At 65.3% G+C, this 24,807-nt stretch carries 19 protein-coding genes; 3 read left to right on the top strand and 16 right to left on the bottom strand.

Translation table 11 applies throughout. From position 1 onward, the window contains the following. Positions 1-22 precede the first annotated feature (22 nt). The 13 genes from ACSSU5_RS21500 to ACSSU5_RS21440 all read right to left on the bottom strand — a co-directional run bounded on the left by ACSSU5_RS21500 (position 23) and on the right by ACSSU5_RS21440 (position 16,445). A complete protein-coding gene (locus tag ACSSU5_RS21500) occupies positions 23-1,126 on the bottom strand; it encodes a polyamine ABC transporter substrate-binding protein (RefSeq protein ID WP_264313721.1) in 1,104 nt (367 codons plus the stop codon). A gap of 191 nt (positions 1,127-1,317) precedes the next feature. After that, positions 1,318-2,019, bottom strand: coding sequence for an NAD(P)H-dependent oxidoreductase (locus ACSSU5_RS21495; RefSeq protein ID WP_264313722.1), 702 nt, complete (start codon positions 2,017-2,019; stop codon positions 1,318-1,320). Further along, entirely contained in the window at positions 2,016-3,203 is a 1,188-nt protein-coding gene (locus ACSSU5_RS21490; protein WP_492559766.1) for a pyridoxal phosphate-dependent aminotransferase, read from the bottom strand. Before ACSSU5_RS21490 ends, ACSSU5_RS21495 begins: the two co-directional genes overlap by 4 nt. Positions 3,204-3,226: 23 nt before the next feature. Further along, positions 3,227-4,456, bottom strand: coding sequence for an alanine racemase (gene alr / locus ACSSU5_RS21485; RefSeq protein ID WP_264313724.1), 1,230 nt, complete (start codon positions 4,454-4,456; stop codon positions 3,227-3,229). Between the two features lie 34 nt (positions 4,457-4,490). Continuing rightward, the gene (locus tag ACSSU5_RS21480; protein ID WP_492559765.1) at positions 4,491-6,098 is read right to left on the bottom strand and encodes a 5-guanidino-2-oxopentanoate decarboxylase; all 1,608 of its coding nucleotides are present in this window, start codon (positions 6,096-6,098) and stop codon (positions 4,491-4,493) included. Further along, the gene (locus ACSSU5_RS21475; RefSeq protein ID WP_492559764.1) at positions 6,091-8,208 is read right to left on the bottom strand and encodes an acetate--CoA ligase family protein; all 2,118 of its coding nucleotides are present in this window, start codon (positions 8,206-8,208) and stop codon (positions 6,091-6,093) included. The genes ACSSU5_RS21480 and ACSSU5_RS21475 overlap by 8 nt, the downstream gene beginning before the upstream one ends. 18 nt (positions 8,209-8,226) lie before the next feature. Beyond that, on the bottom strand, positions 8,227-9,387 hold the full coding sequence (locus ACSSU5_RS21470) for an acyl-CoA dehydrogenase family protein (protein WP_264313727.1): 1,161 nt from the start codon (positions 9,385-9,387) through the stop codon (positions 8,227-8,229). A gap of 27 nt (positions 9,388-9,414) precedes the next feature. Continuing rightward, positions 9,415-10,209, bottom strand: a complete 795-nt coding sequence (locus ACSSU5_RS21465; protein ID WP_492559763.1) for an enoyl-CoA hydratase/isomerase family protein — start codon at positions 10,207-10,209, stop codon at positions 9,415-9,417. A 166-nt stretch (positions 10,210-10,375) separates the two neighbouring features. Continuing rightward, on the bottom strand, positions 10,376-11,785 hold the full coding sequence (locus ACSSU5_RS21460; RefSeq protein ID WP_264313729.1) for an amino acid permease: 1,410 nt from the start codon (positions 11,783-11,785) through the stop codon (positions 10,376-10,378). Positions 11,786-11,981: 196 nt separating this feature from the next. Beyond that, the gene (locus ACSSU5_RS21455) at positions 11,982-14,234 is read right to left on the bottom strand and encodes an ATP-binding protein (RefSeq protein ID WP_492559762.1); all 2,253 of its coding nucleotides are present in this window, start codon (positions 14,232-14,234) and stop codon (positions 11,982-11,984) included. After that, a complete protein-coding gene (locus ACSSU5_RS21450) occupies positions 14,231-14,974 on the bottom strand; it encodes a substrate-binding periplasmic protein (protein ID WP_264313936.1) in 744 nt (247 codons plus the stop codon). Before ACSSU5_RS21450 ends, ACSSU5_RS21455 begins: the two co-directional genes overlap by 4 nt. A 35-nt stretch (positions 14,975-15,009) precedes the next feature. Next, on the bottom strand, positions 15,010-15,726 hold the full coding sequence (locus ACSSU5_RS21445; RefSeq protein WP_264313731.1) for a response regulator: 717 nt from the start codon (positions 15,724-15,726) through the stop codon (positions 15,010-15,012). Between the two features lie 74 nt (positions 15,727-15,800). After that, positions 15,801-16,445 (bottom strand): TetR family transcriptional regulator C-terminal domain-containing protein, encoded by a 645-nt coding sequence (locus ACSSU5_RS21440; RefSeq protein WP_027593676.1) that lies wholly within the window; start codon positions 16,443-16,445, stop codon positions 15,801-15,803. A 130-nt stretch (positions 16,446-16,575) separates the two neighbouring features. On the opposite strand from ACSSU5_RS21440, the gene ACSSU5_RS21435 reads away from it, so the two are divergent. Next, the gene (locus tag ACSSU5_RS21435) at positions 16,576-17,322 is read left to right on the top strand and encodes an enoyl-CoA hydratase (protein WP_492559761.1); all 747 of its coding nucleotides are present in this window, start codon (positions 16,576-16,578) and stop codon (positions 17,320-17,322) included. A gap of 184 nt (positions 17,323-17,506) precedes the next feature. Here the strand turns inward: ACSSU5_RS21435 and ACSSU5_RS21430 are convergent, their stop codons facing one another. The 3 genes from ACSSU5_RS21430 to ACSSU5_RS21420 are packed head-to-tail and all read right to left on the bottom strand — an operon-like array spanning position 17,507 to position 21,685. Then, positions 17,507-18,568 (bottom strand): lipocalin-like domain-containing protein, encoded by a 1,062-nt coding sequence (locus ACSSU5_RS21430; RefSeq protein ID WP_492559760.1) that lies wholly within the window; start codon positions 18,566-18,568, stop codon positions 17,507-17,509. Beyond that, positions 18,558-21,020: an ABC transporter permease gene (locus ACSSU5_RS21425; protein WP_492559759.1), complete on the bottom strand. Its 2,463-nt coding sequence runs from the start codon at positions 21,018-21,020 to the stop codon at positions 18,558-18,560. The genes ACSSU5_RS21430 and ACSSU5_RS21425 overlap by 11 nt, the downstream gene beginning before the upstream one ends. Then, positions 21,017-21,685 carry an ABC transporter ATP-binding protein gene (locus tag ACSSU5_RS21420; RefSeq protein ID WP_264313735.1) on the bottom strand — a complete coding sequence of 223 codons (669 nt, stop codon included), beginning with the start codon at positions 21,683-21,685 and terminating at the stop codon, positions 21,017-21,019. Before ACSSU5_RS21420 ends, ACSSU5_RS21425 begins: the two co-directional genes overlap by 4 nt. Positions 21,686-21,998: 313 nt before the next feature. Between ACSSU5_RS21420 and mrdA the strand changes: the two genes are divergently transcribed. Together mrdA and msuE are read left to right on the top strand one after the other, a co-directional pair. After that, entirely contained in the window at positions 21,999-23,891 is a 1,893-nt protein-coding gene (gene mrdA / locus ACSSU5_RS21415) for a penicillin-binding protein 2 (protein WP_492559758.1), read from the top strand. Between the two features lie 352 nt (positions 23,892-24,243). Then, positions 24,244-24,804: an FMN reductase gene (msuE, locus tag ACSSU5_RS21410; protein ID WP_492559757.1), complete on the top strand. Its 561-nt coding sequence runs from the start codon at positions 24,244-24,246 to the stop codon at positions 24,802-24,804. Positions 24,805-24,807 lie beyond the last annotated feature (3 nt).

The raw sequence follows: 24,807 nt of genomic DNA, 5'->3' as shown, positions 1-24,807 counted from the left end.
GGCGGGAATCGGTTGGCAGTGTTCAGAAACCGGTCTTGACCGTGCTCCAGACCCGGGTGATGGCGCGCATGTCTTTGGGGCTCTGGGTCTTCTGGGCGAACAGGCGTTCGCGGGTCTGGGCATCGGGGTAGATCGCCGGGTCCTGGCGAATGTCGGCGTGCACCAGCGCCGTGGCAGCCGCATTGCTGTTGGCGTAGTGGATGTAGTCGGTGACCTTGGCCATGGTCTGCGGCTGCAGCAGGAATTCGATGAACCGGTGGGCGTTGGCCGCGTGCGGGGCGTCCTTGGGGATGTAGAGGTTGTCGAACCAGATCAACGAGCCTTCCTGGGGGATGAAGAACGCCAGCTTGATGGCTTTTTTCGCCTCTATCGCACGGGCCTGGGCGGTGGCGTAGTCACCTGACCAGGTCAGGGCCAGGCAGACATCGCCGTTGGGCAGGCTGGTGAGGTAGTTGACCGAATCGAACTTGCGAATGTACGGGCGAATGCCCATCAGCAGCTGCTCGGCAGCCTTGAGGTCGGCGGGCGCTGCGCTGCGGGGGTCCTTGCCCAGGTACTGCAGGGCCAGCGGGATCACTTCGGTCGGCGCGTCCATCAGGGTGACGCCGCAGTCGGCGAAGCGTGAGACGATCTTGGGGTCGAACAGCATGGCCAGTGAACCAATCGGCGCATCGGGCATGCGTGCGGTGATCTTGTCGACGTTGTAGGTGACCCCGGAACTGCCCCAGGTGTAGGGCGCCGAGTATTTCAGCCCTGGGTCGTAGCCTTGCAGGTTGCTCACCACCTGCTCATCCAGGTTGTGCCAACTGGGCAGCTGCTGCTTGTCCAGCGCCTGGAACACGCCGGCCTGGATCAAAGGTGGTACCAGAGAGGCGTTGAGCATGACCAGGTCGTAGCCGGAGCGGCCGGTGAGCAATTTGGTCTGGACGGTTTCGTAGCCATCGAAGGTGTCGTAGATGACCTTGATGCCGGTGGCCTTCTCGAAGTCGGCCAAGGTGGTTTCGCCGATGTAGTCGGTCCAGTTGTACAGCCGCAACGTGTTACCGCTGTCCCCCTCTACCGCCAGTGCCTGCGTGGCGGCCGACGCCAGCAGCAGACCGCCAATCACCTTCAGTGCCTTGCGCATAGCAACTCCATCGTGTGACTGCTCCGGATCGAGCCGATGGGTTCACTATCGGGGGATTTGCCTGAGGGCAACATACCCCGAATGTGTGGGTGGTCGTTTTTGGGCAGGTGGGCCAGTGTCATCCTGCAGGTTCGGGATCATCTGGCCATTGCTTGGGCCGCAAAGCGGCCCCCGTTTTTTCAACAGGCCCATCAACCTAACGGATACAACGCCTCATCGAACTGCGCCAACCGCGGGAACACCAGCGGCTGATCGTCCGCCAACTGCTCCAGGCGCTGCTGGTACTGCTGCAGAAAGCCCTGGCGCGCTTCGTCGCTAATGTAGGGCACATGCCAGGCCACGAACGGTGGCAGCACGTCGAAACCGACGTACGCCAGCGTCCCCCGCAGAATCGGCCGCAGCATGTCCTCAAGCGGCCCGTGAATAGCCCCCTCGCCAAACATGTGCTCCCGCCCGCCGAGGGTCACCGTCACCAGCGCCTGCTTGCCGGCCAACCCGCCTTGGTCGTAGAAGCGCTTGCCGCCGTAGCAGACGCCCGACACCAGCACGCGGTCGATCCAGCCCTTGAGCATGGCCGGCGCCGAGAACCAGAAAACCGGGAAGTTCAGCACCAGCAAGTCGGCCCATAACAGCTTGTCCAGCTCTTGCTGGATATCGGCGGCGATGGCGCCGCTCTTGACCCCCAGGCGCTGCTCCAGCGCATACACCAGGTATTCGGGGTTCTCCCGCGTGGCGAAGTCATCCGCACTGGCCACCGGGTTCCAGCCCATGGCATACAGGTCGCTGACCTTGACCTCGTGGCCCTGGGCGCGAAAGGTGGCCACTGCCTGGTCACGCAGGGCGGCAGTGAAGGATTGCGGCTCGGGGTGAGCATGGACGATCAGCACATTCACGACAGTTCTCCTCGCATCAATTCACCCGCACAACGGGCAATGCGCTGGCAGGCCTCGGCCAAGGCCTCGGGGCCTACCACCAACCCCAGGCGAATATGCCCGGCGGCGCTCGGGCCAAACGCTTCACCCGCCAGTACCGACACGCCTTCACGGTCCAGCAGGCGGTCGGCGAACGCCTGCGCGCTGAGGCCGGTTTCGCGGATATCGACCATTACGAACATGCCGCCGTCGGGCTTGAGCGCCTTGACCCCCGGGCACCCGGCCAGCTGTTCGCACACCAGGTCGCGGCGCTGGCGATAGGCGTCGCGCATCGCCTCAAGGGCAGGCAAGGGCTGATTCAAGGCCACCACGGCGGCGTCCTGGATGAAGTCCGGCGAGCCATACAGCATGCACAGCGCCAGGTTTTCCAGGTGCGTGGCGAGCTCAGGCGAGCCCACTACCCAGCCCACGCGCCAGCCGGTCATGGCGTGGGATTTCGACAGGCTGTTAAGGGTCGCGGTGCGCTCGGCCATGCCCGGCAGGCTGCCTGGGCTGACATGCTCGCCCTCGTACAGCAGTTCGCTGTACACCTCGTCCGAGATCAGCCACAGGTCGTGGCCGATGCACAGCTCGGCCAGCGCCTCCCAGGTCGACCGTGGCAGGCTCGCCCCCGAGGGGTTGTGCGGGCTGTTCAGGGCCAGGGCGCGGGTACGCGGGGTGATGCGCGCGGCCACATCCTGCGGGCACACCCGAAAACCGTTCTCCGGCTTGACCGGCACCGGTACTACCTTGGCGCCGCAGGCACCGAACACTGCCTCGTAAGTGACGTACATCGGCTCGGCGACAATCACCTCGTCACCTGGGTCGAGCACGCACTGGGCCACGCAGAACAAGGCGCATTGGGCACCGGCCAGCACCGTGACCTGCTCGGCACTGACGGCCTGGCCGCTGCGTTGCCGGTGGCGATCGGCAATGGCCTGGCGCAACGCCAGCTTGCCGCGTATATCGGCATAGTGGGTGTGGCCGGCACGCAGGCTGTCGATGGCAGCCTCGACGATGGGTGCCGGGGTGTCGAAGTCCGGGTCGCCCACCGACAACAGCACAATGTCCTTGCCCTCGGCCTGCATCGCCAGGGCGCGGTAGTGGATGTCCCAGGCGGCGGCGCCGTCGCCGGCGATGCGTTGGGTCAGCTTGGCGTAACGCATGGCAATCTCCCTTCAATACTGGGTCAGTCGACGAGAATTTTTGGGTTCGAGCTGCCCCACACGGTGTAGAGGTCGGCCAGCAATGCACCGTTGATTTCCTCCATCTCGCCTTGGGTGATCTCGCCACCGGCCTGCTTGCCGAACAGCACCACCTCGTTGCCGTTCTTGACGTCGGGGAAGTCGGTGACATCGACCATCAAGGTGTTCATCGACACCTTGCCCACCACCGGCACGCGGTGGCCGTTGATCAGCACATGGCCCTTGTTGGTGAACACCCGGCGGTAGCCGTCAGAGTAGCCAACGGTGATATTGGCCAGGCGCGAGTCCCGCGCCAGGGTGTAGGTGCGGTCATAGCCGACGGTGTTACCGGCCGGGTAGCTGTGCACCGCGGCCACCCGCGACTTGAACTGCATGGCGCGCTTGTATTCGGTGCGCTCAGGCACGGTGTCGCCGAACAGCGCACCGCCGGTGCGGACCATGTCCAGGCGCGCTTCCGGCACTTCCAGGGTGGCGAACGAGTTGGCCGCGTGCAGGGTCAGTTGGCGGCGGTCGAGCTTGGCATGCTTGATCAGCCAGTCGGCCTGCTCATTGAACGCTGCCAGGCCCTTGCGTACATCGTCCTTGTCTTCCACGGCGAAGTGGGTCATCAACGCCACCAGCTTGAGGTGCTTCTGGTCGGTGATCTGCAGCGCTTCACCGCGCCCGCTCCAGCTGGTCATCTCCACACCGTTACGGCTCATGCCGCTGGCGTTGAGCGCGAGGTGAATGCGCAGGGTCTTGCCATGGCGCTCGGCGATGGCGTCGGCCTGGCGGGCGAATTCGGCGCTGCCGACCAGTTCTTCCATGTCGTATTGCAGGGCATCTTCCAGCTCGCTCAGGCTGGCCAGGCGTACCCGCACCAGTTGCCCGGTGAAGCCGCTGGCACGCACCACGCGGGCTTCTTCGTTGCTGGCCACCGCCACGCAGGGCACGCCGAGGGCGATTACCGACGGCATCACCAGGCCGATACCGTGGCCGTAGGCATCGGCTTTGAGCACGGCGCACAACTTGGACTTGCCGCCCAGTTCCGCTTGCAGGGTACGGATGTTGTGTTGCAAGGCGCTTGCGCTCACCTCGACCCAGGCATTGCTGTTTTGCACGGTCATCGTGTTGCTGCCGTTGTCCATCGACAGCGGCGGTGCGGCATACAGCGGGGCTTGGCCGGTGATCAGCAGGGCCAGGGAGGCAGCGAGGAGCGTGCGGCGAAATTGCATGGTGGTTTCTCTTGTTATGGATGATGCGCCGCTGTCAGCAGACGCAGGTATGTTTGAGTTCGATAAAGGTCACGCCTGGCGTGGCGAAGCCGCTGGCCAGGTCAGCCTGCAAGGCATCCAGGTCACGCGGCTGACGCACCGCGCAGCCAAACGCACGGGCCAGGCCAATGAAGTCGGGGTTGCGCGGCAGTACGCCGACCGGCTCGATGTCCAGGCCGAGCATATCGTCGCGGATCTGGCCAAGCGCATCATTGTTCCACAGCAACACCACCAGCGGTCGGTCCAGTTCTTCGACTGCGGTGGCCAGCTCCTGGGCGGTGTAGAGGAAGCCGCCATCGCCCACCAGCACCAGGCCAGGGCGATGGTCAGTGGCGAACATGCCACCGATACCCGCCGGCAAGCCATAGCCGAGGGTGCCGTAACCGGTGGGGTGTAACCAGCTGCGTGGTGCCCGGCTGGCAAAGGCGTAGTTGCCGGTGTAGGCCAGCTGGGTCATGTCGCTGCTGATGACAGCGTCGTCCGGCAGCACTGCGTCGATGCGGTCGAGGATGGCCTGATGGATGGCCTGCAACGGCGCGTGCCCGGTGCGAATGGCCTGGCGCAGGGCGGCCACCGCGTCGATGGCCTGGCCAGGGTCGCGCTCGACTTCGGGCAGGTGCTCCAGCAAACCGGCGAGGGTCTGTCGAGCATCGCCGTGCAAGGCCACGGCGCATGGGTAGAAGTCGTTGAACTTGCGTGGGTCGATGTCCACGCGCAGCAACGCCCCGTTGATTGGCAGGCGCTCGCGCCAGAAGTCGGTGTCGGCCATTTCGGTCCCCACGGCCAACACCACATCGGCTTCGCTGATCATCTGCCAGCCCGGCGCCACGCACAGGCTCGAACCCGCATTCAATGGCGCCTCGGGGGGCAGCAGGCCCTTGCCGGCGACGCTGGTGAACAGCGGCGCTGCCAGGCGGGTGCTCAACTGTTGGAGTTGTGCGGCGGCCTGCAGTGCGCCACCGCCAGCGATGATCATTGGCCGTTTGGCTGCGGCCAGTTTCAGCGCGGCTTGGCCCAGCGTGTCACGGTCGGGCTGGCCGCGCCCGGGGCGGCGTACCACCTCGTGGCTCCAGTCGCGGGCAACCGGCGCTGCCAGCACATCCAGCGGGATCGAGATGTGCACCGGGCGCGGGCGTTCACTGTCGAACACCGCCCAGGCACGGGCAATCAGCTCGGGCAGGTCTTCGGCGCCCAGGGCCACGGCGGAGAATGCCGTGATCGGTGCGGTCATGGCGCGCTGGTCCTGGGTTTCGTGCAGGCAGCCCCAACCTTTGCCCAGGCTGGCAGTGTGGTTGACGCTGGAAATCACCAGCAGCGGGATCGAGTCGGCATAGGCCTGGCCAATGGCAGTGGCGGCATTGGTCACGCCTGGGCCGGTGATGACGAAGCACACGCCCGGCCTGCCGCTGACCCGGGCGTAACCATCGGCCATGAAACCTGCGCCCTGCTCATGCCGGGTCAGCACATGGCGGATGCCGCTACCGGGCAGGCCGCGGTACAGCTCCAGGGTATGCACCCCCGGGATACCAAACACGGTATCCACCCCATAGTTGGCCAGCAGCCGTACCAGCGCCTGGCCGGCGGTCATCGGTTGCTCATTCATGCTGATCTCCTTGCGGCTGGCCGAGGCGGATCAGCGCATCGACCGCGGTGGTGCCGTGGGCACCGACCATCAATGGGTTCACATCCAGCTCCAGCAAGTGCCCGGCATTTTCGCAGGCGTAGTCGGCCACGGCGCGAATCGCCGCCACCAGGGCATCCAGGTCGGCAGCCGGGCGACCCCGAAAACCGCGCAGCAGGCTCGCGCTGCGCAGGCCAAGCAGTGCTGCACGAATGGCGCTGTCGGTGGTGGGCAGCAACAGGCTGACGCTGTCTTTGAGCAGCTCCACCAGCACACCGCCAGCACCGATCACCAGGGCGAGGCCGAAGTCGTTTTCACGCTTGATGCCGACGATCAGTTCGGCCAAGGGCGGCGGCGCCATGGGTTCGAGCAATACCTGGTCAAACGGCACGCCCGGCGCATAGCCGGCGATGCGCTGACGCATCTGCACCAGGGCGGCCTGCAGCGCCGTGGCATCACGCAGGTTAAGCGCCACCGCTCCGGCTTCGGTCTTGTGCGGCAACTGCGCGCTGACCGCTTTGAGCACCAGCGGGTAGCCCACTCGCGCAGCATCCTCCAGCGCACGTTGCGGGGTACTCAACACCCCGGCCGGCACCGGCAGGCCAAACGCACTCAAAGCCTGTTTGGACTGCCATTCATCCAGCAACCGGCTATCGCCTTCGAGTGGCCGTGGGCACAGCGGCACCTGCGCCGCCTCGCCGCGCTCCAGCAAGCGCTGGCGATTGCGCTGATAGGCCACGATCCGCCCCCATGCCGCCAGGCCATCCTCGACCCCTTGCAGCGCGGCAATGCCTCGGGCATGCAGGCGCTCGCGGGCCGATGCCGGCAACAGTTCGGGGAACGCCGAGGTAACGAAACCGATCTTGCCGTGGCGCTCCAGGGCATCGCAGTACAGCGCCAGCAACAGGTCGCATTCTTTGCGTTCGCCAGTGAACTGCGCGGGGTAGTCGAGCACCAGCATGGCGGCATCCGCCTCGCCGCACAGGGTGCTGTCGAGCATGCGTTGCAGGGCCGCTTCATCGCCCCAGATCGCCGTGGTGAAATCCAGCGGGTTGACCAGGTTGGCGTAGGCTGGGAGCACCTGGGCCAGCGCGGCAACCTGCCCCTGCTCCAGGCTGGGCAGGCTCAGCTGGTTGCACTCGGCGTAGTCGGCGATCAAGCCGGCGTCACCGCCCGAACAGGCCAGCGCGAGCAGCCGGCCATTGGCGGGCAAGCGGCCACAGGCGGCAGCCTTGAGCGTTTCGACGAAGCTCACCGGGCCACTCACGCGGATCACACCCAGGCGCTGGAACAGGCTGTCGTACAACGCATCGGAACCCGACAGCGAACTGGTGTGGCTGAGCGCCAGTTCAGCGCCGATCTGCGACACACCCGTCTTCAGGGCAACGATTGGGGTGCCCTGCTGCAGTGCCTTGTACGCGGCGCGGGCAAAGCCAGGCACGTTTTTCAGGCCCTCCAGATGCAAGCCAATGGCGGTCACTCGTGGATCGTCGAGCAGCACGTCCATTAGCTCGGCGACGCCCAGCTGCGCCTGGTTGCCGACCGATGCCATGTAGGCCACCGGCAGCGAGCGGTCACTCATGGACAGGTTGTAGGCGAAGTTGCCGCTCTGGGTGAGGATCGCCACGCCCTGCTCCACCTGCTTGCCACCGTGGGCCACCGGCCACAGGGCCGCGCCGTGCAGGTAGTCGAGCAGGCCATAGCAGTTGGGGCCAAGCAAGGCCATGCTGCCGGCCGCCTCCAGCAAGCGCTGCTGCAACAAACGGCCTTGCTCGCCGCTCTCGGCAAAGCCCGAGGCATAGCAGATGGCGCCACCGGCGCCGAACGCGGCCAGTTCCTCGACACACTGCAGGGTCAGTTCGCGGTGGGTGGCGATGAACACCGCGTCCGGCGCACAGGGCAAGTCTGCCACCCGCGCCACGCAGGGGATGCCTTCCAGGCTCGCGTGCTGCGGGTTGATCAGCCATAGCGGGCCGGCGAAGCCGCCTTCGGCACAGCGTTTAAGGGCACGGGCCATGCTGCGCCCGCCAACGAAGGCCAGGTGCCGTGGCGCCAGCAGGCGTTTGAGGTTGTCACGAATCGAATGCGACATGCGGGTTCTCCAGGTCGATCAGCGCAGCAACGGGCGCAGCAGTTCGCGGGAAATAATGTGCCGCTGGATTTCCGATGTGCCTTCCCAGATCCGCTCGATGCGGGCATTGCGCCAGATGCGCTCGACCGGCCCCTCGTCCATCAGGCCCATGCCGCCAAAAATCTGCACGGCTTCGTCAGCGACCTTGCCCAGTACTTCGCTGGCAAACAGCTTGGCCATGCCCGCCTCGCCATCGGTCATGCTGCCCTGGTCCATCTTCCAGGCGGTGTGCAGGGTAAGCAGTTCGGCGGCGCGGATCTGCGTGGCCATGTCCGCCAGCTTGAACGACACACCCTGGTAGCTGCCGATAGGCTGGCCAAATTGCTTGCGGTCGGCGGCCCATTGCAGGGAGGCGTCCAGTGCTCGCTGGGCCTGGCCGACGCAGTTGGCGGCAACCATCACCCGGCCAGCGGTGAGCCAGGCGTTGGCCACTTCCCAGCCCTTGCCGACTTCGCCCAGCACGTTGCTGGCCGGTACCCGGCAGTCATCGAAGAACAACTCGTAGGTGTGATAGCCGCGGTTGCTCACGCACTTGGGCCCACGGCGGATGGTCATGCCGGGGGTGTCACGGTCGACCAGCAACGCGGTAACCGCATTGCGCTTGCGCCCGTTGTGTTCGTAGGTGTCGGTCACCGCGAAGACGATGGCGAAGTCGGCGTGCCCGGCGTGGCTGATGAAGTGCTTGCTGCCGTTGATCACGAAGTCATCGCCCTGGCGCACGGCGCGGGTCTTGATGGCGTTGGCGTCAGAGCCCGCGCCGGGTTCGGTGAGGGCAAAGCAATCGGTCTTTTCGCCCTGCACGCACGGCAGCAGGTAGTCGGTTATCTGCTGGTCCTTGCAGGCCATGAGGATCTTCGACGGGCGCGCGACGAACACGTGCAGCGCCCAGGACACCTTGGACAATTCGCGCTCGATCAGCGCCTGGGACAGGTAGTCGAGGCCACCACCGCCGACTTCTTCAGGCATGTTGAAGGCATAGAACCCGGCGGCGATAGCCTTGCCACGGATGTGCGCGGCCAGCTCTGGCGACACGGCATCGGCGCGGTCTACCGCCTCTTCATGGGGCAGCAGTTCCTTGGCCACGAAGCTGCGTACCGCATCCACCAACATTTCTTGTTCTTGGGTCAGTTGGAAATTCATCTGCGAAGGTCCTGAAGAGGTAACGGGTTATTGGCCGACGAAGTTCGCTGGGCGCCTTTGCATCGAGGCCCGGAGTGCCTCCGCGCCGTCCTGGCTGCGCCCGCACAGCAGGCCGGCCTGGCGCTCGGCCTCCAGTTGCGCGGCCAGGGTGCGCTGGGCGCCTTCGCGGATCAGCCGCTTGGTCTGCGCGTAGGCGAAGGTCGGGCCATTGGCGAGGCGGCTGGCCAGTTCGGCGGCCACCGCAGGCAACTGCTCGTCGGCACAGACCTCGCTCACCAGCCCTGCCGCCAACGCACGCTCAGCGCCCCACAGTTCGTCGAGGAACAACAGGCGTTTGGCTTGCTCGCTGCCAATCAGCCGTGGCAGGTGCCAGCTGGCGCCGGCGTCGGGGCTGTAGGCCATGCTGGTGTATCCGGCTTTGAAGCGTGCCGAAGCAGCGGCGATGCGTAGGTCACAGCACAGGCTCAAGTCCATGCCGCCGCCGACGGCGGTGCCGTTGATGGCGGCGAGGGTCGGTTTGTCGAGGCTGTGCAGGCGCAGCATCAGGGCGTGGGCGGTCTCGGTCCAGCCGTAGCTTTCCAGCGCCCCACGGGCTTCGGCGTCGGCCCACTCGGCCAGGTCGGCACCGGCACAGAAACTGCGCCCGCTACCGGTCAGCACCACCACGCGGACGGCGGGGTCGCTGTTGCAGGTGTCCAGCAAGGCGTGCAGTTGCTTGAGGGTGGGAATGTCCAGCGCGTTGCGCTGCTCGGGGCGATAGAGGGTGATCCAGGCAACGCCGGCTTCGACCTTGCTCAACACTGACGATGACGGGGTGGTCATGGGAGGCCTCACTGTTGTTGTTGGGGTTTGAGGACGTGACGAGGGAGATACTAAACGAGTGTTCAACAAGGCGGGATGCGTTGTTACAACTTCGCACAACTCGGGTGTGCCGCGAGAATGCTGGGGCCGCACAGCGGCCCCAGCTATCGATTGCCCCACGCTGCAATCAAACCCCAGGCGCACTCGGCGCAAAGGCCCCCTGCCGCCGGCGATTCACCACGTAATACGCTGCATAGCACAGGGCAATGAAGCCAAAGCCCCAGTACAACGACGGCCGCTGGGTCTCGTCGATGGCCAGGAACACGAACAGCGAACAGCACAAGGTGATGCACAGCAGCGGCACCAGCGGGTACAACGGCGCCTTGTACTTGAGGTCCTGCAGTTGCCCGCCATCACGCAGGTACGCCTTGCGGAACCGGTACTGCGCCAGGGCGATGACGATCCAGGTCACGGTGCCAGACATGCCGCTCACCGCCATCAGCACCATGAACAAGGTGTCGGCGGCCACGAAGCTGGTCATCAGCGATACCAGGGCAAAGCACAGGGTGATGCTCAGGGCACGCAGCGGCACACCGCGCTTGCTCAAGGGCGACAGACTCTTGGGTGCCATGCCGCTCTTGGACATGGCCCAGAGGATCCGTGTGGAGGCGTACAGCCCCGAGTTGCCCACCGACAGGATCGCAGTGAGGATGACGAAGTTCATCAGGTCGGCCGCATAGGGAATGCCGACCATGTCGAACACTTGCACGAACGGGCTTTCCATCAACCCGGCCTGCTCAAACGGCACGATGGCCGACAGCACGGCAATCGCCAGCACATAGAAGATCAGTACACGGAACACCACGTTGCGCACGGCGCGGGGGATGCTCTTCTCCGGGTGTTCGGTCTCGCCGGCCGCAACGCCCATGATTTCGCACCCCTGGAAGGCATACACCACGGTCATCATCACCGCGAACACCGCCGACAGGCCGTGGGGGAACAGCGACTCGCCCACCAGGTTGTTGAGCATCGGCGCCGGCGCGCCGTTGTTCAGCGGGATGGCACCGAAGATCACCAGCACGCCGACCACGATAAAGCCGAGGATGGTCGCCACCTTGATCCCCGAGAACCAGTACTCGGCCTCGCCAAAGGCCCGCGTGGCCAGGGCATTGAGGCCGAACAGCACGACCACGAACAACGCCGACCAGTACCAGATCGGCACCTCGGGGAACCAGCGAGTCATCAGCATGCCTGCGGCAGTGAACTCCAGGCCCACGGTGGTGGCCCAGCTCATCCAGTACACCCAGCCGATCATGAAGCCCGTGGCCGGGCCGATGAATTTGGTGGCGTGGGCCTGGAATGAACCGGAAACCGGCATCTGCACCGACAGCTCGCCCAGGCAGACCATCACCAGGTACATCAACAACCCCGCCACCAGGTAGGCCAGGATCGCCCCCACCGGCCCGCCTTGGTTGATGGTCACGCCCGAGCCCATGAACAGGCCGGTGCCGATCACGCCGCCCAGCGACAGCATGAAGATGTGCCGGCTTTTCAGCGCGCGGGTCAGCTGGATTTTGCCTTCGTGGGTGTCAGTCATGGTTCACCCCGCTGTAGCAGAGGGTGCAAAACGAGGGGGCTAGGACGGGCTGAGCGCTACGGCATGTCATTATTGTTATCTCCAATAAGCCTCATGGACCGCGTGCAACACGGTTGCCATCGATTATTGGAAACGGATGTAAGGTGCCGTTGTACGAACCGATCAAAGATGTAAAAAGTCGTAAGTATTTTGTACGTCAGCCCTGGATCAACTGTTTCAGGGTGGTACGGGCCTGTTCCAGCTGTCCCGTTAATGGCTCGCCGAGCGCCAGCAACGCCTTTTCATCGTGACGCTGGGCGGCGTCCTCAAGGCGGCGCAACACACAAGCCAAGCCAGCAAAGCCGAGGGAGTCGCAACTGCCCGCCAAACGGTGCGCCAGGTGCGACACCTCTGTGCAATCGCGTGCTTGCAAGGCATCGGCCAGCGCTGTGGCGTGCTGCTCGATCGACTGGCGCAGTACCGCCAGCAGCTGCTGCAGCTTCTGCTCGCCCAGCAAGCTGCGGTGGGTCTGCAGCAGTGACCAGTCCATGCATGAGCCCGGTGCGGCCACCTCGGCAGGCGTTACCTCGGCCAAGGCCTGGCGCAGCTGCTCCAACCTCAGCGGCTTGGCCAGCACGCCGTGCATGCCAGCGGCCAGGTAATCGGGGACTTGTGCCGGTTGCACCCCGGCAGTCAGCGCCAGGATCCGGCTGCCACGGTTTGGCCCAGGGGTGGCGCGGATCCGCCGGCACAACTCCACCCCGTTCATGCCGGGCAAGTGCACATCCAGCAGGATCAGGTCGAAGCGGCGCTGGGCACAGGCTTGCAGGGCTTGCCTGGCATCCTCGGCAAACTGCACTTTATGGCCATCGCGCAACAGCAACCCGCCCGCCACCTCACGGTTCAATGCCACGTCCTCGACCACCAGGATATCCAGGCTGGCCGACGCCGAGCGGGCCTGCTCATGGACAACGGCGGGTTGCCCACGCGCCATGTCGAGTTCGAACCAGAAGCAACTGCCCTGCCCTGGCACGCTGTCCAGGCCGATGCAGCCGCCAAGCTTTTCCACCAGGTGCTTGCAGATCGCCAGGCCCAGGCCAGTGCCGCCGTAGCGTCGGGCCACGGCTTCGCTGGCCTGGACGAAACGGTCGAAAATCTTCGCCTGCATGGCCGGCTCGATGCCGATGCCATTGTCACTCACCGACACCCGCAGGCGCTGCCCGTGCTGATCACTGGCCAACACCTGCACCCTGAGCGTGACCTGGCCGTGCTCGGTGAACTTGATGGCGTTGGCCAGCAGGTTGCTCAGCACCTGGCGCAGGTACTGCTCGGCGCCATGCTGATGCGCCGCCAGTAGCTCATCGACCTCCACGTGCAAGGTATCGCCGCGTTCCAGGGCCATCGGTTCGAGCAATGCCAGCACCTGCGCGCACAGCTGGCGCAGCGAAAAACCGAGCAATTCGGCGTGGCTCTCGCCCTCTTCGAGACGGGCAAAGTAGAGCACCTCGTTAAGAATGGCCAACAGCCCTTCGCCCGCCTTGTACAACGCCTCCAGGCGTTGCCGGTCGAGCGCATCGAGCCTGGCGCCACGCAGCAGTTCGGCCATGCCGAGGATGCCATTGAGCGGCGTGCGCAGCTCATGGCTCATGGTCGCCAGGAAGCGTGACTTGGCCAGGTTGGCGGCTTCGGCCTCGTCCTTGGCTCGGGCCAGGCTCGCGGTGCGCCGCTCGACCATGGCCAGCAGCTCGTCGCGCTTGTCCTGCAAGGCCACGCGGTCAAGCTCGCGGCGCGCGATGTCGCTGAGGATGGCCCGGCGCATGTCGTCCAGTGCATGGGCCACGGTGTCGATCTCATCGGCATGCGCCGAGCGGCGGCGGTCCAGCCGTAGCGGTTCCTGCCAGTGCCCGGCACCGATGCGCCCGGCAAACTCGGCCATGACTTGCAAATGGCGCGTGACCAGGCGGTAGAACAACCCGGACAACGCGACCGCCAAGCCACACAGAAACACCCCCATCCACAGCAGGCTGGCCAAGCCCGTGGCATAGAGCCGCCGGTGCACCGCCCCCAGGTCGATGCTCACCTCAAGCTCGCCAAGGTGCCGAGCCGGCCCCGACGGTGGCTGGTAATCCAGCGGGAAACGCTCGATGCGCAGTGGCCCCTTGGGCTCGGCATCGCCGCGTAACAGTGTGAAGTCATCGCTGAGCAGGCGTACCCGCGCCACGTCGGAAAAGTCCACCAAACCACGCAGCTGTACGTCCAGTTGCGCCTCGTCGAGGTCCCACAGGTTGCGCTCCAGGCTGGCCAGGTAACCGGCGCGGATCAACGCCATGCGCGCCTCGATGTCGCGCATCTCGCGGCGGTATTCGAAGTACAGCTGCACGGAACTGGCCAGCACCGTGAAGCACAGGCTGAACAGCAGGATGAACAACAGCAGGCGGCGCAACAGGCCGTCGGTGCGCAGGCGGATCATCGAGCATCCGCCGGCAGGTTGATCATGTCGCGGTAGGTCACTTCACTCTGCTCCAGCCAGCGCTCGATCTCGCCCGCCTCGCTCATGCGCCGCAACTGTTGGTCGATCTCGCCCATGTGCTGGCTTAGCGGTGACCGGCGCGACACCGCCACGCGCAGGTAGTCCACGCTCAGCGCGGCCGGCAAGGCGCGGATGTCTTCGGCGCCGGGCAGATGCTCGATGAACAGCTCCCCGGTGCGCCGCTCCTGGATCACGAAGTCGATGCGCCCACGGATCAGCTTGCCGAAGTTCTGCTGGCTGGACGACACCCGCTCGATGTTCTGGTGGCGGGCGACGAAACGGTCGAATTCGGCGCCATAGCTTTCACCGTAAAGCAGCCCGCCACGGTACCGGGCCAGGTCTTCCAACTGCTGGAACTGCACCGGCCGGCGGCGATTGAAAAACACCGCCACTTCTTCGCGTATCACCGGCACCGAAGAAAAGCGCATGCCTTGGTCGCGTTGGTCGCTGTCGTAGGCCAGCACCACGTCCACCCGCCCGGCGGCAGCGTCCATCAGGCAACGCTTCCAATTGCCCAGGACCACGGTCTGCACCTCTCGCCCCATGCGCGCGAACAGCTCACGCACCACCGTCGGCGCCAGGCCGCGCACCTGGTGGCCATCACTCCAGGAAATCGGCGGGTACACCGGGTAGTCGCAGTAGCGCACTGGCTCGCCCGCTGCCGCCTGCAAGCCCGGCATCAGCAACGCCACGGCCAGCAGGCGACCGAGGGTGTTCACGCCGCCACGCTGGCGGTGAACAGGTAGCCGGTGCCATGAATGGTGATGATCAGTTGCGGCTCGGCCGGGTCGTCATGCAGCTTGCGGCGCAGGCGACCGACCAGCACGTCGATGGAACGGTCGTTGGGCACCCACTCACGGTTGCGGATCTGGTCCATCAGCTGGTCGCGGCTCAGGGTATGCCCGCTGTTGCGCAAGAACACACTGAGCAGCTGGAACTCGCCGTGGGTCAGCAGGGTTTGCCCGCCACGGGGGTCGATCAGGCGCCGACGATCAATGTCCAGCGCCCAGTCGGCAAATTGCTTGAGCGACTGCGCGCAGGCTGGCGCCGGGTGCACCTCGCGGGCATGGCGCACGCGGCGAATCAGGTTCTTGGCACGGGACACCAGCTCTCGGGGGTTGAGCGGCTTCATGATGTAGTCGTCGGCGCCGCACTCAAGGCCGACAATGCGGTCGATGTCGTCATTGCGGCCGGTGATGAGGATGATGCCGACTTCCGAGCGCACCCGCAGCTCGCGGGTCAGGGTCAGGCCGTCCTTGCCGGGCAGGCGAATGTCCAGCAGCACCAGGTCGACGTCCTGGCTGCCGAGCAGGGCTTCGGCCTTTTCGGCGGTGTCGGCGCAGTGCACGTCATAGCCTTCCTGAGACAGATAGGCCTGCAGCAAGTCACGAATAAGCGGATCGTCATCGACGATCAATACCCGAGGCGTCATTGCGTGAAGTCTCTTTTTTTATTGGTTTGTTCTACACACTCGCGACAGCAGCGTACTCGTTACTGAACGGGCGATCAACAGCCCTTGGGCAGGCTGAAACGTTGCCGACCACCGGCCTGCAGGCCATCGACCCAGGCCTCGCAAATCTGCACGCCCTGGGCCGGTGTGAAGGTGCCTGGGTTAAGGCCCGATTCAAGCCACAGGCCATCGAGCAAGGCGCTCAGGCTGATCGCCGCCAGGTCGGCGTCAAAGCCTTGCCAGCCCTCTTCCACGGCCAGTGTGGCAAGCAGCCGGCTCAACTCGTTGCGGTATTCGCCATACGAATGGTCATGCACCTGGTTGATCGCATCGGCGGTTTTCACGGCACCCCAGAACGCCAGCCAGGCGTCGAGCAGTTGCGGGTCGAGCAGTTCGGCGCAGAACGAGGCGCGGAAGAACGCCGACAGCCGCTCACGGGCAGTGGGCGCGGCCTGGGCCATGGCTTCGCGCAACAAGCCCATGACCCGCCCGGTGACCGCCATGTAGGCCTCGGCCACCAGTTCGTCCTTGCCAGCATAGTGGTGGCTGATCAGCCCCACCGAGACCCCGGCCTCGGCGGAAATCTTGCGGATCGAAGCCCCCTGAAAACCATGGCGCTTGAGGCACACCAAGGTCGCCTCGACCAGGTTGGCTTTGCGCAATTCCGGCAGCATGCGGTGGTAGCGGGCTTCCTGGCTCATCGGCGATTCTCGGGCAGTTGACGGGGCTGAACGACTGTACAGCAAGCCGAGCGCCATGATAAACCCTAGTGGCCAATGCCCGGCGCTTACCCGGTTGCCGGGGCCAACCACAACAACAAAAGCGGCTGCCATGAACGACCTGATCACACGCGAGCTGGACCAGGGCCTGCTGACCCTGACCTTCAACCGCCCCGACAAGCTCAATGCCCTGAACATCGCCATGTACCGCCAGTTTGGCGACCTGCTGCAGGCGGCAGGTGATGACCCGCAAGTCGACGCGATCCTCATCACCGGCGGCCCGCACTGCTTCAGCGCCGGCAACGACCTGCGCGACTTTCTCGACAACCCGCCCAGCGACAGGGACAGCCCGGTGTTCCGCCTGATGCGCATTGTCATGGGCCTGGAAAAGCCGCTGATCGCCGCCGTCAATGGCGCGGCGATCGGCATCGGTGCCACGTTGCTGCTGCATTGCGACCAGGTGCTGGTCAGCCGCTCGGTCAAGCTGCGCATACCCTTTGCACCGCTGGGCGTGTGCCCGGAGTTCGGCTCCAGCCTGCTGCTGCCGCGCATGCTCGGGCATGCCCGCGCCGCCCGTTTGCTGATGGCTAACGCGTTACTCGATGGTGAGCAGGCGGTGGCCTGGGGCTTGGCCAATGAGCTGCATGACGATGGCGAACAGTGCCTGGCGGCTGCCCGGCAACTGGCGCGGCGGCTGCAAAGCTACCCGCAAGGGGCCCTGCGTATCAGCAAGCGCCTGCTCAAGGATGGGCTGCGCGCGGAGCTGGAGGCCACTGTGGAGCGGGAGAGCCAGTTGTTCATCGAATGCCTGCGTACGCCTGAGGCCAAGGCGGCGTTGCGGGGGTTGATCAAGGACTGACAAGCAAGCCCGCCCAGATTCTGTGGGAGTGGGCTTGCCCCGCGAAACAGGCAGCGTGGTGGATGGCACCGGCTTCGCCGGTGTTCGCGGGGCAAGCCCGCTCCCACAGGTCATGCGTTCATTTTTGCACAACGAGCAAGACTGTTGCCCCCACAATGATCCGTGTTCTCTGCGCGACTGCAGATCAATACCCGGTCATCTCCAGATACCCCCGGCCCCCCGCACTCCCCTGCAACCGCACCGGCCCCTCCCAGTAAGGAAACCGGGTGTTCATCCAGGCACGCGGCTCCACGGCATCGGCCTGCACATCGACCCCATACCGCGGCACCCGCACCTGCCAGCGCGTCGGCACGTCCTTGCCGTTTTCCTGCCGGGTCCAGGCCAACGCCTGAAGCTCAATCTGATCGCCTTGCAGCGCCACCACCTCGCCCTGCGCACTGACCCACGTCCCCGCCCGATACGGTAAACCCTGGGCCTCGCGCACCTGGAACAACATCAGCTTCGCGCCACTGTCCAGGTGCAGTGAAAACCAGTCCCACCCCGTCTGCCCGGCCGCCAACGGTTGGCTGCTCCACTCCCGGTCAAGCCAGGCCTGGCCCGTGACCGCGATGCATTGGCCCTCGTGCTGCACCTCACCCGTGACGCGATAAGCGGGTTGACTGTAGTAATACGAGGCCTGCCCCTTGCCCGACTTTTCGCTGTAACCCTGGCTGCCGTGCAGCACCAGCGGCTTGTCACTGCGCAGACTCAGGTCATAAGCAAAGCCTTCACCGACCGCCTTCATCTGCAACTGAGCGATGCCCTCCGCGCCCTGCAAAGACCAGCCATTGATCCAGGCCCGGAACGGCTCAGCCTCCACCCCGGCCTGCCCGACACCCCCGCGCGCCAGGGTCTCGCCAGAACGATGCCCGCCTGGCCCGGTCAAGGCCGCGTGCCCCATCCACAGGTTCGGGCTGTTCCAGCCGGCGGTCTCTGCCCCAGGGCGCAGGGCCGAACGGAACAGCGTCCATTGCGCGCCCCAGTCGCGCCCCTGGCGGTCCTTGAGGTTGGCCGTGACATACCACCATTCAATGCGAAAGCCATCGTGGGCACCGTGATCGCGAGGGAACACCAAGGCATGGTCACGCGTCACCGGGTTGAACCCGCTCGCCTGCTGGCCCAGCCCGGCAAAACTATCCGGTGCTGGCGCAGGCTGATCGCAACCGCTCAGCAGCGCGCACAACAACACACAGGCTTTAGCGTTCATCGGCAAACTGCCTCAACAGATCGCTGGGATGGCGCCGCGCCAACTGCCACAACGGCCAAGCGCTGGCCAGCAGGCTGGTGAGCAGGCCCAGCATGGCCAACTGCAGCAATTGCGCCGGAAACACATACAGCGGCAAACGCCAGCCAAACGCCTGCACGTTCACCACCGCCACCAGGCACCAGGCCAGCAAGACACCGACAGGGATCGCCAACAGCACGGTGAGGCTGCTCAACATGAGCGTCTGACCCAGCGTCAGCCAGACCAGTTGCGAGCGGCGCACACCCAGGGCCCAGAGCGGCGCCAACTGGCCCAGCCGGCTTTGGCTCAGGGTCAGCAGGTTGATGAACATGGCCACGCCGGCGACACCGAGCGTGAGGCTGTTGAGGGCGGCGGTGGCCGCAAAGGTGCGGTTGAACACCTCGGTCGACCAGCGCTTCAAGCGCGACTGCTCGACCACGCGGCTGTCATCCAGGGCGAAGCGCTGCTGCAACGCAGCCTTCAGCGGCGCCAGGTGCGTGGAGTCGACATCCAGGCTCAGGCCGGTCAGCGCCGCCTGCGGCCAGTGTCTGCGCAGCCAGTCGGCATTGACCAGCACATGGCCTTTGGGGTTGCCGTAGTCGGCATACACCCCGACCACCGTCATGGGCTGCGCGGCGCCTGCCGCCAGTGGCAATGTGTCGCTCACCGTCACCTTCAGGCGCCGGGCCAATTGTTCGCTGAGCATCACCGCCTTGCCCTGTGCCAACTGCTGCCAGGCCTGCGCGTGTTGGTCCAGCAAAGGCCAGCGCTCGCGGTAGGCAGGGTGGTCGATCACCCCCTGCACCTGCACCGGCCAGCCCTGCAGGTGCGTTTCCACACGCCAGCCAGGCAGCACCACCGTGGCCGCAGGTTGCTGCTTGAGCCACTCACTGATCTGCAGGCCTTGCGCGGTGTCCCGAGGCGTCACGAAGAGGTCAGCGGACAAGCGTGCATCAAGCCAGCCGACAAAGGTCTTGCGAAAACCCTCGGTCATGCTGCCCACGCCAACACTGGCGGCCAGTGCCAGCAGCAAGGCCATAAGCGCCAGGCTCAATGCGGGCAGTTGCTGGCGGCTGTCGGCGATGAACCACTGCGAGAGGGGCCGACGGCACCCACGTGCAGCCCAGGCCAACACGCTGTCGAGCAAGGCCGGCAGCAACAGTGCGCATGCCAGCAGCAGTGCCGCCACCGTGATAAATGCACTGACCAGGCCCTGGCCCAATTGCCAACAGCCCAGCATCCCCAGCAGCAAGAACACCGCCACCCAGCGCTGGCGTTTCAACCCGCGGCTTTGTGCCCACCGCCACGCCTGCGGTTGCGCCAGTGCCAACAGCGGCAGGCGGGCGGCCTGCATGACACTGCCCACACCGGCCAGCAGCGCCCCCAGCACACTCACCAGGACCCCCGCCAACCACCACCACGCCGGCAGGTGCAACACGGTGGCGACCTGAGCGCCATACAGGCCGCGCAAGCTGGCAGCGAAGTCCGGCAGCAGCAACACCGCCAGCCCATAGCCGCTAGCCACCCCGGCCAGGCCGCCCAGCACCGCGAACAGGCCCAGTTCCAAACCCAGCCCTAGTAACAGGCTGTTCAAGCTGACGCCACAGGCACGCAGGCTTCTGATCAGGCCCCGGCGTTGCTCCAGTGCCAGGCCAATGGCGGCATGGGCGATAAACAGCCCGACCACGAAGGCCAATAGGCCGAGGGCGGTGAGGTTCAGGTGAAAGCTTTCGGTCAGGCGCTGCAAGCCACCGTCATCACTGGGTGGCTGCAGTTCGAGCTGCGCGGCAATGGCCGCAGGCAAGGGTTCGGCAGGCCCCGTCAGCAACAGCCGCGACAGTCGCCGGGGGGCTTGCAGCAAGGTTTGGGCATGGCCGATGTCGACCACGATCACACCAGGCGCCAGCTCCGGCTTGAGCACAAAAGGCGGCAGTACCTGCCCCTCACTGCTCACGGCCCGGTCGGTAACGGCCTTGCCCAGCTGACGCAAGGTATCCGGCCCTACCCAGGCTTGCCCCGGCATACCTATAAAGGCCTGCAAGTCGAAGTCAGCCGCCCGCACGCCAGCCACGGCGGTGGTTGATGGCAGGCTCAACGGCTCGATGCCTATCAGCCGCACACTCACCGGCTGCTCGCCAGCAAACCGCAACCGCCCCTCCAGTACTGGAGCAACCGGCCAGCCCGACTGGCGCAGCTGCAGGTACAGCGCCTGATCGAACCGCTCACCGCCACGCGGTACCAGTTGCGCCTGCATCGGCCCCGCCAGCACCGCACTGGCGCGGGCATAGTCGCTGCGCGCCTGGCTGTTGAGCGCCTGCACGCCGGTCCACAACGCAGTGGCCAGCCACAAGCCGGTGAAAATGCTGAAGCACTGCACGCGATGACGCCGCCAATGGCTCAGCAGCGCCTGCAGGGTTAGCAGTAGTGGGCTCATAGCCCCTGCTCGCCCCGCACACGGCCCGCCTGCAGGTAGCAGCTGCGCGCGAGCCGCGCCGCCAGACGCTGGCTGTGGGTCACCATCAAAACGCCGCTGCCGGCCTCGGCGACCAACTGCAGAAACAGGCCCAGCACTGCATCGCTGCTGGCCTCGTCAAGGCTGCCGGTAGGCTCGTCTGCCAGCACCCAGGCTGGGCGAGCGGCCAGGGCACGGCCGATGGCGACCCGCTGTTGCTGGCCGCCGGACAACTGCTCCGGGTAGCGCGTCAACAGTTCGGCCAACCCCAGGCGCTGTGCCAGGTACGCCAGCCAATGGGGATCATGCCGGTTGGCGAGCCTTGCCTGAAACGCAAGGTTGGCCCCCACATCCAGGCTACTGATCAGGTTGTATTGCTGAAACACCAAGCCGATGCCTTCCCTGCGCCACCGCGCCAGTGACGCCTCCGAACGGCCATCGAGGGGTTCGTCGTCAATCAGGATGCGCCCACTGTCGGCACGGTCCAGGCCGGCAATCAGGTGCAGCAAGGTGCTCTTGCCACTGCCGGACTCCCCCATCAGCGCCAGGCTGCTTCCGCGCGCCAGGTGCAGGTCGATGCCCTGCAACACCGGCAGCGGGCCTTGAGGGGTGATGAATGACTTGTGCAGTTGCTCGACGACCAGCATCGGTGGACCGTCCCTTTACGGTTTGCATCCCATAGGCATAGCAGGTCACGGCTGCGCAAGGGTTACCAGAACACCATTCGGCGAACTGACCGAGGCTGTGAGCACGTTGTACCGCCTGAAGATTGAGCAGCCACCCGAGCGCCGGCATGAACAAATCTTCATATTGCCCGTGAACACCCTGATACCGGGGCCAACAGCTGATAACCCGCCCCTTAGCGAAACCCGCCTGCCTTGAGGGAAAAGGAGGGGTTGCGTAGCATCGCCGGCCCCGAAGCCGCCGCCCGGCCACGCCGTCACCCCCATAGAGCCACCGATGCCGCAACCCATCCCCCTCAAGGACCACGAAAAGGAAAAGCACCTGGTCAACCGCCGACTCCTGGCCTGCGCCACCCTGGTCTTCAGCCTGGTCGCCGTCCTGGTGGGCCGCCTCTATGTGCTGCAGGTTCTGCAACACGATCAGCAGACTGCCGTGTCGGAAAACAACCGCGTGCACGTACTGCCCATCGCCCCGGAGCGCGGGCTGATCTACGACCGCAACGGCGTGGTGCTGGCTGACAACAAACCCAGTTTCGACCTGACCATGACCCGCGAACGGGCTGGCGATTCGGCCAAGGTGCTGGACGCCCTGGCGCAGGTTCTGAGCCTCGGCGAGGATGACCGCAAACAGTTCGATAAAGACCTGCGCCGCGGCCGCAAGCCCTTCGAGCCGGTCACCCTGATGGTCGGCCTGAACGAAGAACAGATCGCCCTGATCGCGGTCAATCAGTTCCGCCTGCCTGGCCTTGAGGTAGAGCCGCAGTTCATTCGCGAATACCCGCTCGCCGAGCATTTCGCCCATTCGGTGGGTTACGTTGGGCGCATCAACGAGAAAGAAGCCAAGGCCCTCGACAGCACCGAGTACCGGGGCACGCAGTCGATCGGCAAGACCGGCATCGAGCACTTCTACGAAAGCCAACTGCACGGCCAGGTGGGCTACGAAGAAGTCGAGACCAACGCCCAGGGCCGGGTCATGCGTGTGCTCAACCACAAGGCGCCGATCCCCGGCAAGGACATCACCCTGAGCCTGGATGCCCAACTGCAACTGGCGGCCGAAAAGGCCCTGGGCGACCGCCGCGGCTCGGTGGTGGTGCTGGACCCGGCCAACGGCGATGTGCTGGCGATGGTCAGCAACCCGAGCTTCGACCCCAACCTGTTCGTCAAAGGCATCAGCTTCAAACAGTACGCCGCCCTGCGCGATTCCATCGACCGGCCGCTGTTCAACCGCGTACTGCGCGGCCTGTATGCGCCGGGCTCGACGGTCAAGCCGGAAGTGGCCATCGCCGGCCTCGACAGTGGCGTCATCACGCCCGGCAGCCGGGTGTTCGACCCGGGTTACTACGAGCTGCCCAACTACGCGCACAAGTACCGCAACTGGAACCGCAGCGGCGACGGTTGGGTGGACATGTACACCGCCATCATGCGGTCCAACGACACCTACTTCTACGACCTGGCGCACAAGCTGGGGATCGAGCGCCTGCACGACTACATGGCCGAGTTCGGCCTGGGCCAGAAGGTATCGCTGGACATGTTCGAAGAAGCGTCCGGGCTGATGCCATCCGCGCAATGGAAGCGCGCCACCCGGCGCCAGGCGTGGTTCCCGGGCGAGACCTTGATCCTGGGGATCGGCCAGGGCTACATGCAAGTGACCCCACTGCAGTTGGCCCAGGCCACCAGCCTGCTGGCGAGCAAAGGTGTGTGGCACCGCCCGCACCTGGCCATGACCGTTGGCGGCGAAACGCCGGTCGACCCCAACCCCATGCCCGACATCGTGCTGCACGACAAACACGCCTGGGACCAGGTCAGCCAGGGCATGCAGATGGTCATGCACGACCCCCGCGGCATCGCCCGCGCCTCGGCGGCCGGCGCCCAGTACCGTATCGCCGGCAAGAGCGGCACGGCGCAGGTGGTGGCAATCAAGCAAGGCGAGCGTTACAACCGTAACAAGACCCTGGAACGGCATCGCGACAATGCCCTGTTCGTCGGCTTCGCACCGGCCGATCACCCCAGCGTGGTGGTGGCGGTGATGATCGAGAACGGCGAAGCGGGCGGGCGCGTGGCGGGGCCGGTGGTGCGTGAGGTGATGGATGCGTACCTGCTGGATGAGCAGGGGCACCTGAAGCCGGAGTATGCGGGCAATACAGCGACCAAGGTGGTGCCGCACAGTTAGGGTTCGGGTTGCTTGGGGCGCTTCGCGCCCCTTTTCAGACCGGTCCGGCCCCACGGCGAAGCCGCTCCTGTAGGCCAGTGCCACCCCTCGTGAGTTCACAAAACAGCATAAGAATATAAATTCTTATTCTTTTTTTGTTATCCCGAAATCCTCTATAACTCTCCCAACTGTACAGCCGCCAACACCTGGCCAACTGTCTGCAGCGCAACACTCGATCAACAACCAGCGCCCACACGGCAACACCTACCCGCGCGCCGAATAATCGCAACACGTTGATCTCTAACAAGATTCAAAAACGGCACGACGATTGCTCCAGCAAAGTCCCCTGCTCACCAGAACCGGAGACTTGCCCATGAGCACCCCACTGAACGTCGTAGCCCTGTCTGGCGGCACTTCCCGCCCCTCGCGCACCCTGGCCCTGACCGAGGCGATCCTCGCGGAATTGGCCGAACACCTGAACATCAAGCCTCACCTCATCGACCTGGGTGACATTGCCCGCCCCCTGGGCAGCGCCCTGTGGCGCAGCGAGCTGCCGGAGGCGGTGGAGCAGCAACTGCGCCTGGTCGAAAAGGCCGACCTGCTGGTGGTGACCACGCCGGTGTACCGCGGCAGCTTCACCGGGCATTTCAAGCACCTGTTCGACCTGATCGGCCAGGACGCCCTGATCGACACCCCAGTGCTGCTGGCCGCCACCGGTGGCAGTGAGCGCCACGCGCTGGTGCTCGATCACCAGTTGCGCCCGCTGTTCAGTTTCCTCCAGGCCCTGACGCTGCCTATCGGCGTGTTTGCCAGCCAGGCGGAACTGGCCGGCTACCGCGTCTCCAGCGAGGCGCTGGCCGCGCGAATTCGCCTGGCCGCCGAGCGTGCCGTGCCGTTGTTCGGTGCCCACCACGCACTGCGCAAAAGCGCCTGAGGA

Source organism: Pseudomonas sp. E1MeOHC2, assembly GCF_058745025.1.
The sequence above is the reverse complement of the archived record's forward strand: the minus strand, read 5'-3'. Positions and strand labels throughout refer to the sequence as shown.

Bases quoted from the DNA above. Each gene is read 5' to 3' on its own strand.
- ACSSU5_RS21500 (WP_264313721.1), bottom strand. From the start codon at position 1,126: ATGCGCAAGGCACTGAAGGTGATTGGCGGTCTGCTGCTGGCGTCGGCC.
- ACSSU5_RS21490 (WP_492559766.1), bottom strand. From the start codon at position 3,203: ATGCGTTACGCCAAGCTGACCCAACGCATCGCCGGCGACGGCGCCGCC.
- alr (WP_264313724.1), bottom strand. From the start codon at position 4,456: ATGCAATTTCGCCGCACGCTCCTCGCTGCCTCCCTGGCCCTGCTGATC.
- ACSSU5_RS21480 (WP_492559765.1), bottom strand. From the start codon at position 6,098: ATGAATGAGCAACCGATGACCGCCGGCCAGGCGCTGGTACGGCTGCTG.
- ACSSU5_RS21475 (WP_492559764.1), bottom strand. From the start codon at position 8,208: ATGTCGCATTCGATTCGTGACAACCTCAAACGCCTGCTGGCGCCACGG.
- ACSSU5_RS21470 (WP_264313727.1), bottom strand. From the start codon at position 9,387: ATGAATTTCCAACTGACCCAAGAACAAGAAATGTTGGTGGATGCGGTA.
- ACSSU5_RS21465 (WP_492559763.1), bottom strand. From the start codon at position 10,209: ATGACCACCCCGTCATCGTCAGTGTTGAGCAAGGTCGAAGCCGGCGTT.
- ACSSU5_RS21460 (WP_264313729.1), bottom strand. From the start codon at position 11,785: ATGACTGACACCCACGAAGGCAAAATCCAGCTGACCCGCGCGCTGAAA.
- ACSSU5_RS21455 (WP_492559762.1), bottom strand. From the start codon at position 14,234: ATGATCCGCCTGCGCACCGACGGCCTGTTGCGCCGCCTGCTGTTGTTC.
- ACSSU5_RS21450 (WP_264313936.1), bottom strand. From the start codon at position 14,974: ATGCCGGGCTTGCAGGCGGCAGCGGGCGAGCCAGTGCGCTACTGCGAC.
- ACSSU5_RS21445 (WP_264313731.1), bottom strand. From the start codon at position 15,726: ATGACGCCTCGGGTATTGATCGTCGATGACGATCCGCTTATTCGTGAC.
- ACSSU5_RS21440 (WP_027593676.1), bottom strand. From the start codon at position 16,445: ATGAGCCAGGAAGCCCGCTACCACCGCATGCTGCCGGAATTGCGCAAA.
- ACSSU5_RS21435 (WP_492559761.1), top strand. From the start codon at position 16,576: ATGAACGACCTGATCACACGCGAGCTGGACCAGGGCCTGCTGACCCTG.
- ACSSU5_RS21430 (WP_492559760.1), bottom strand. From the start codon at position 18,568: ATGAACGCTAAAGCCTGTGTGTTGTTGTGCGCGCTGCTGAGCGGTTGC.
- ACSSU5_RS21425 (WP_492559759.1), bottom strand. From the start codon at position 21,020: ATGAGCCCACTACTGCTAACCCTGCAGGCGCTGCTGAGCCATTGGCGG.
- ACSSU5_RS21420 (WP_264313735.1), bottom strand. From the start codon at position 21,685: ATGCTGGTCGTCGAGCAACTGCACAAGTCATTCATCACCCCTCAAGGC.
- mrdA (WP_492559758.1), top strand. From the start codon at position 21,999: ATGCCGCAACCCATCCCCCTCAAGGACCACGAAAAGGAAAAGCACCTG.
- msuE (WP_492559757.1), top strand. From the start codon at position 24,244: ATGAGCACCCCACTGAACGTCGTAGCCCTGTCTGGCGGCACTTCCCGC.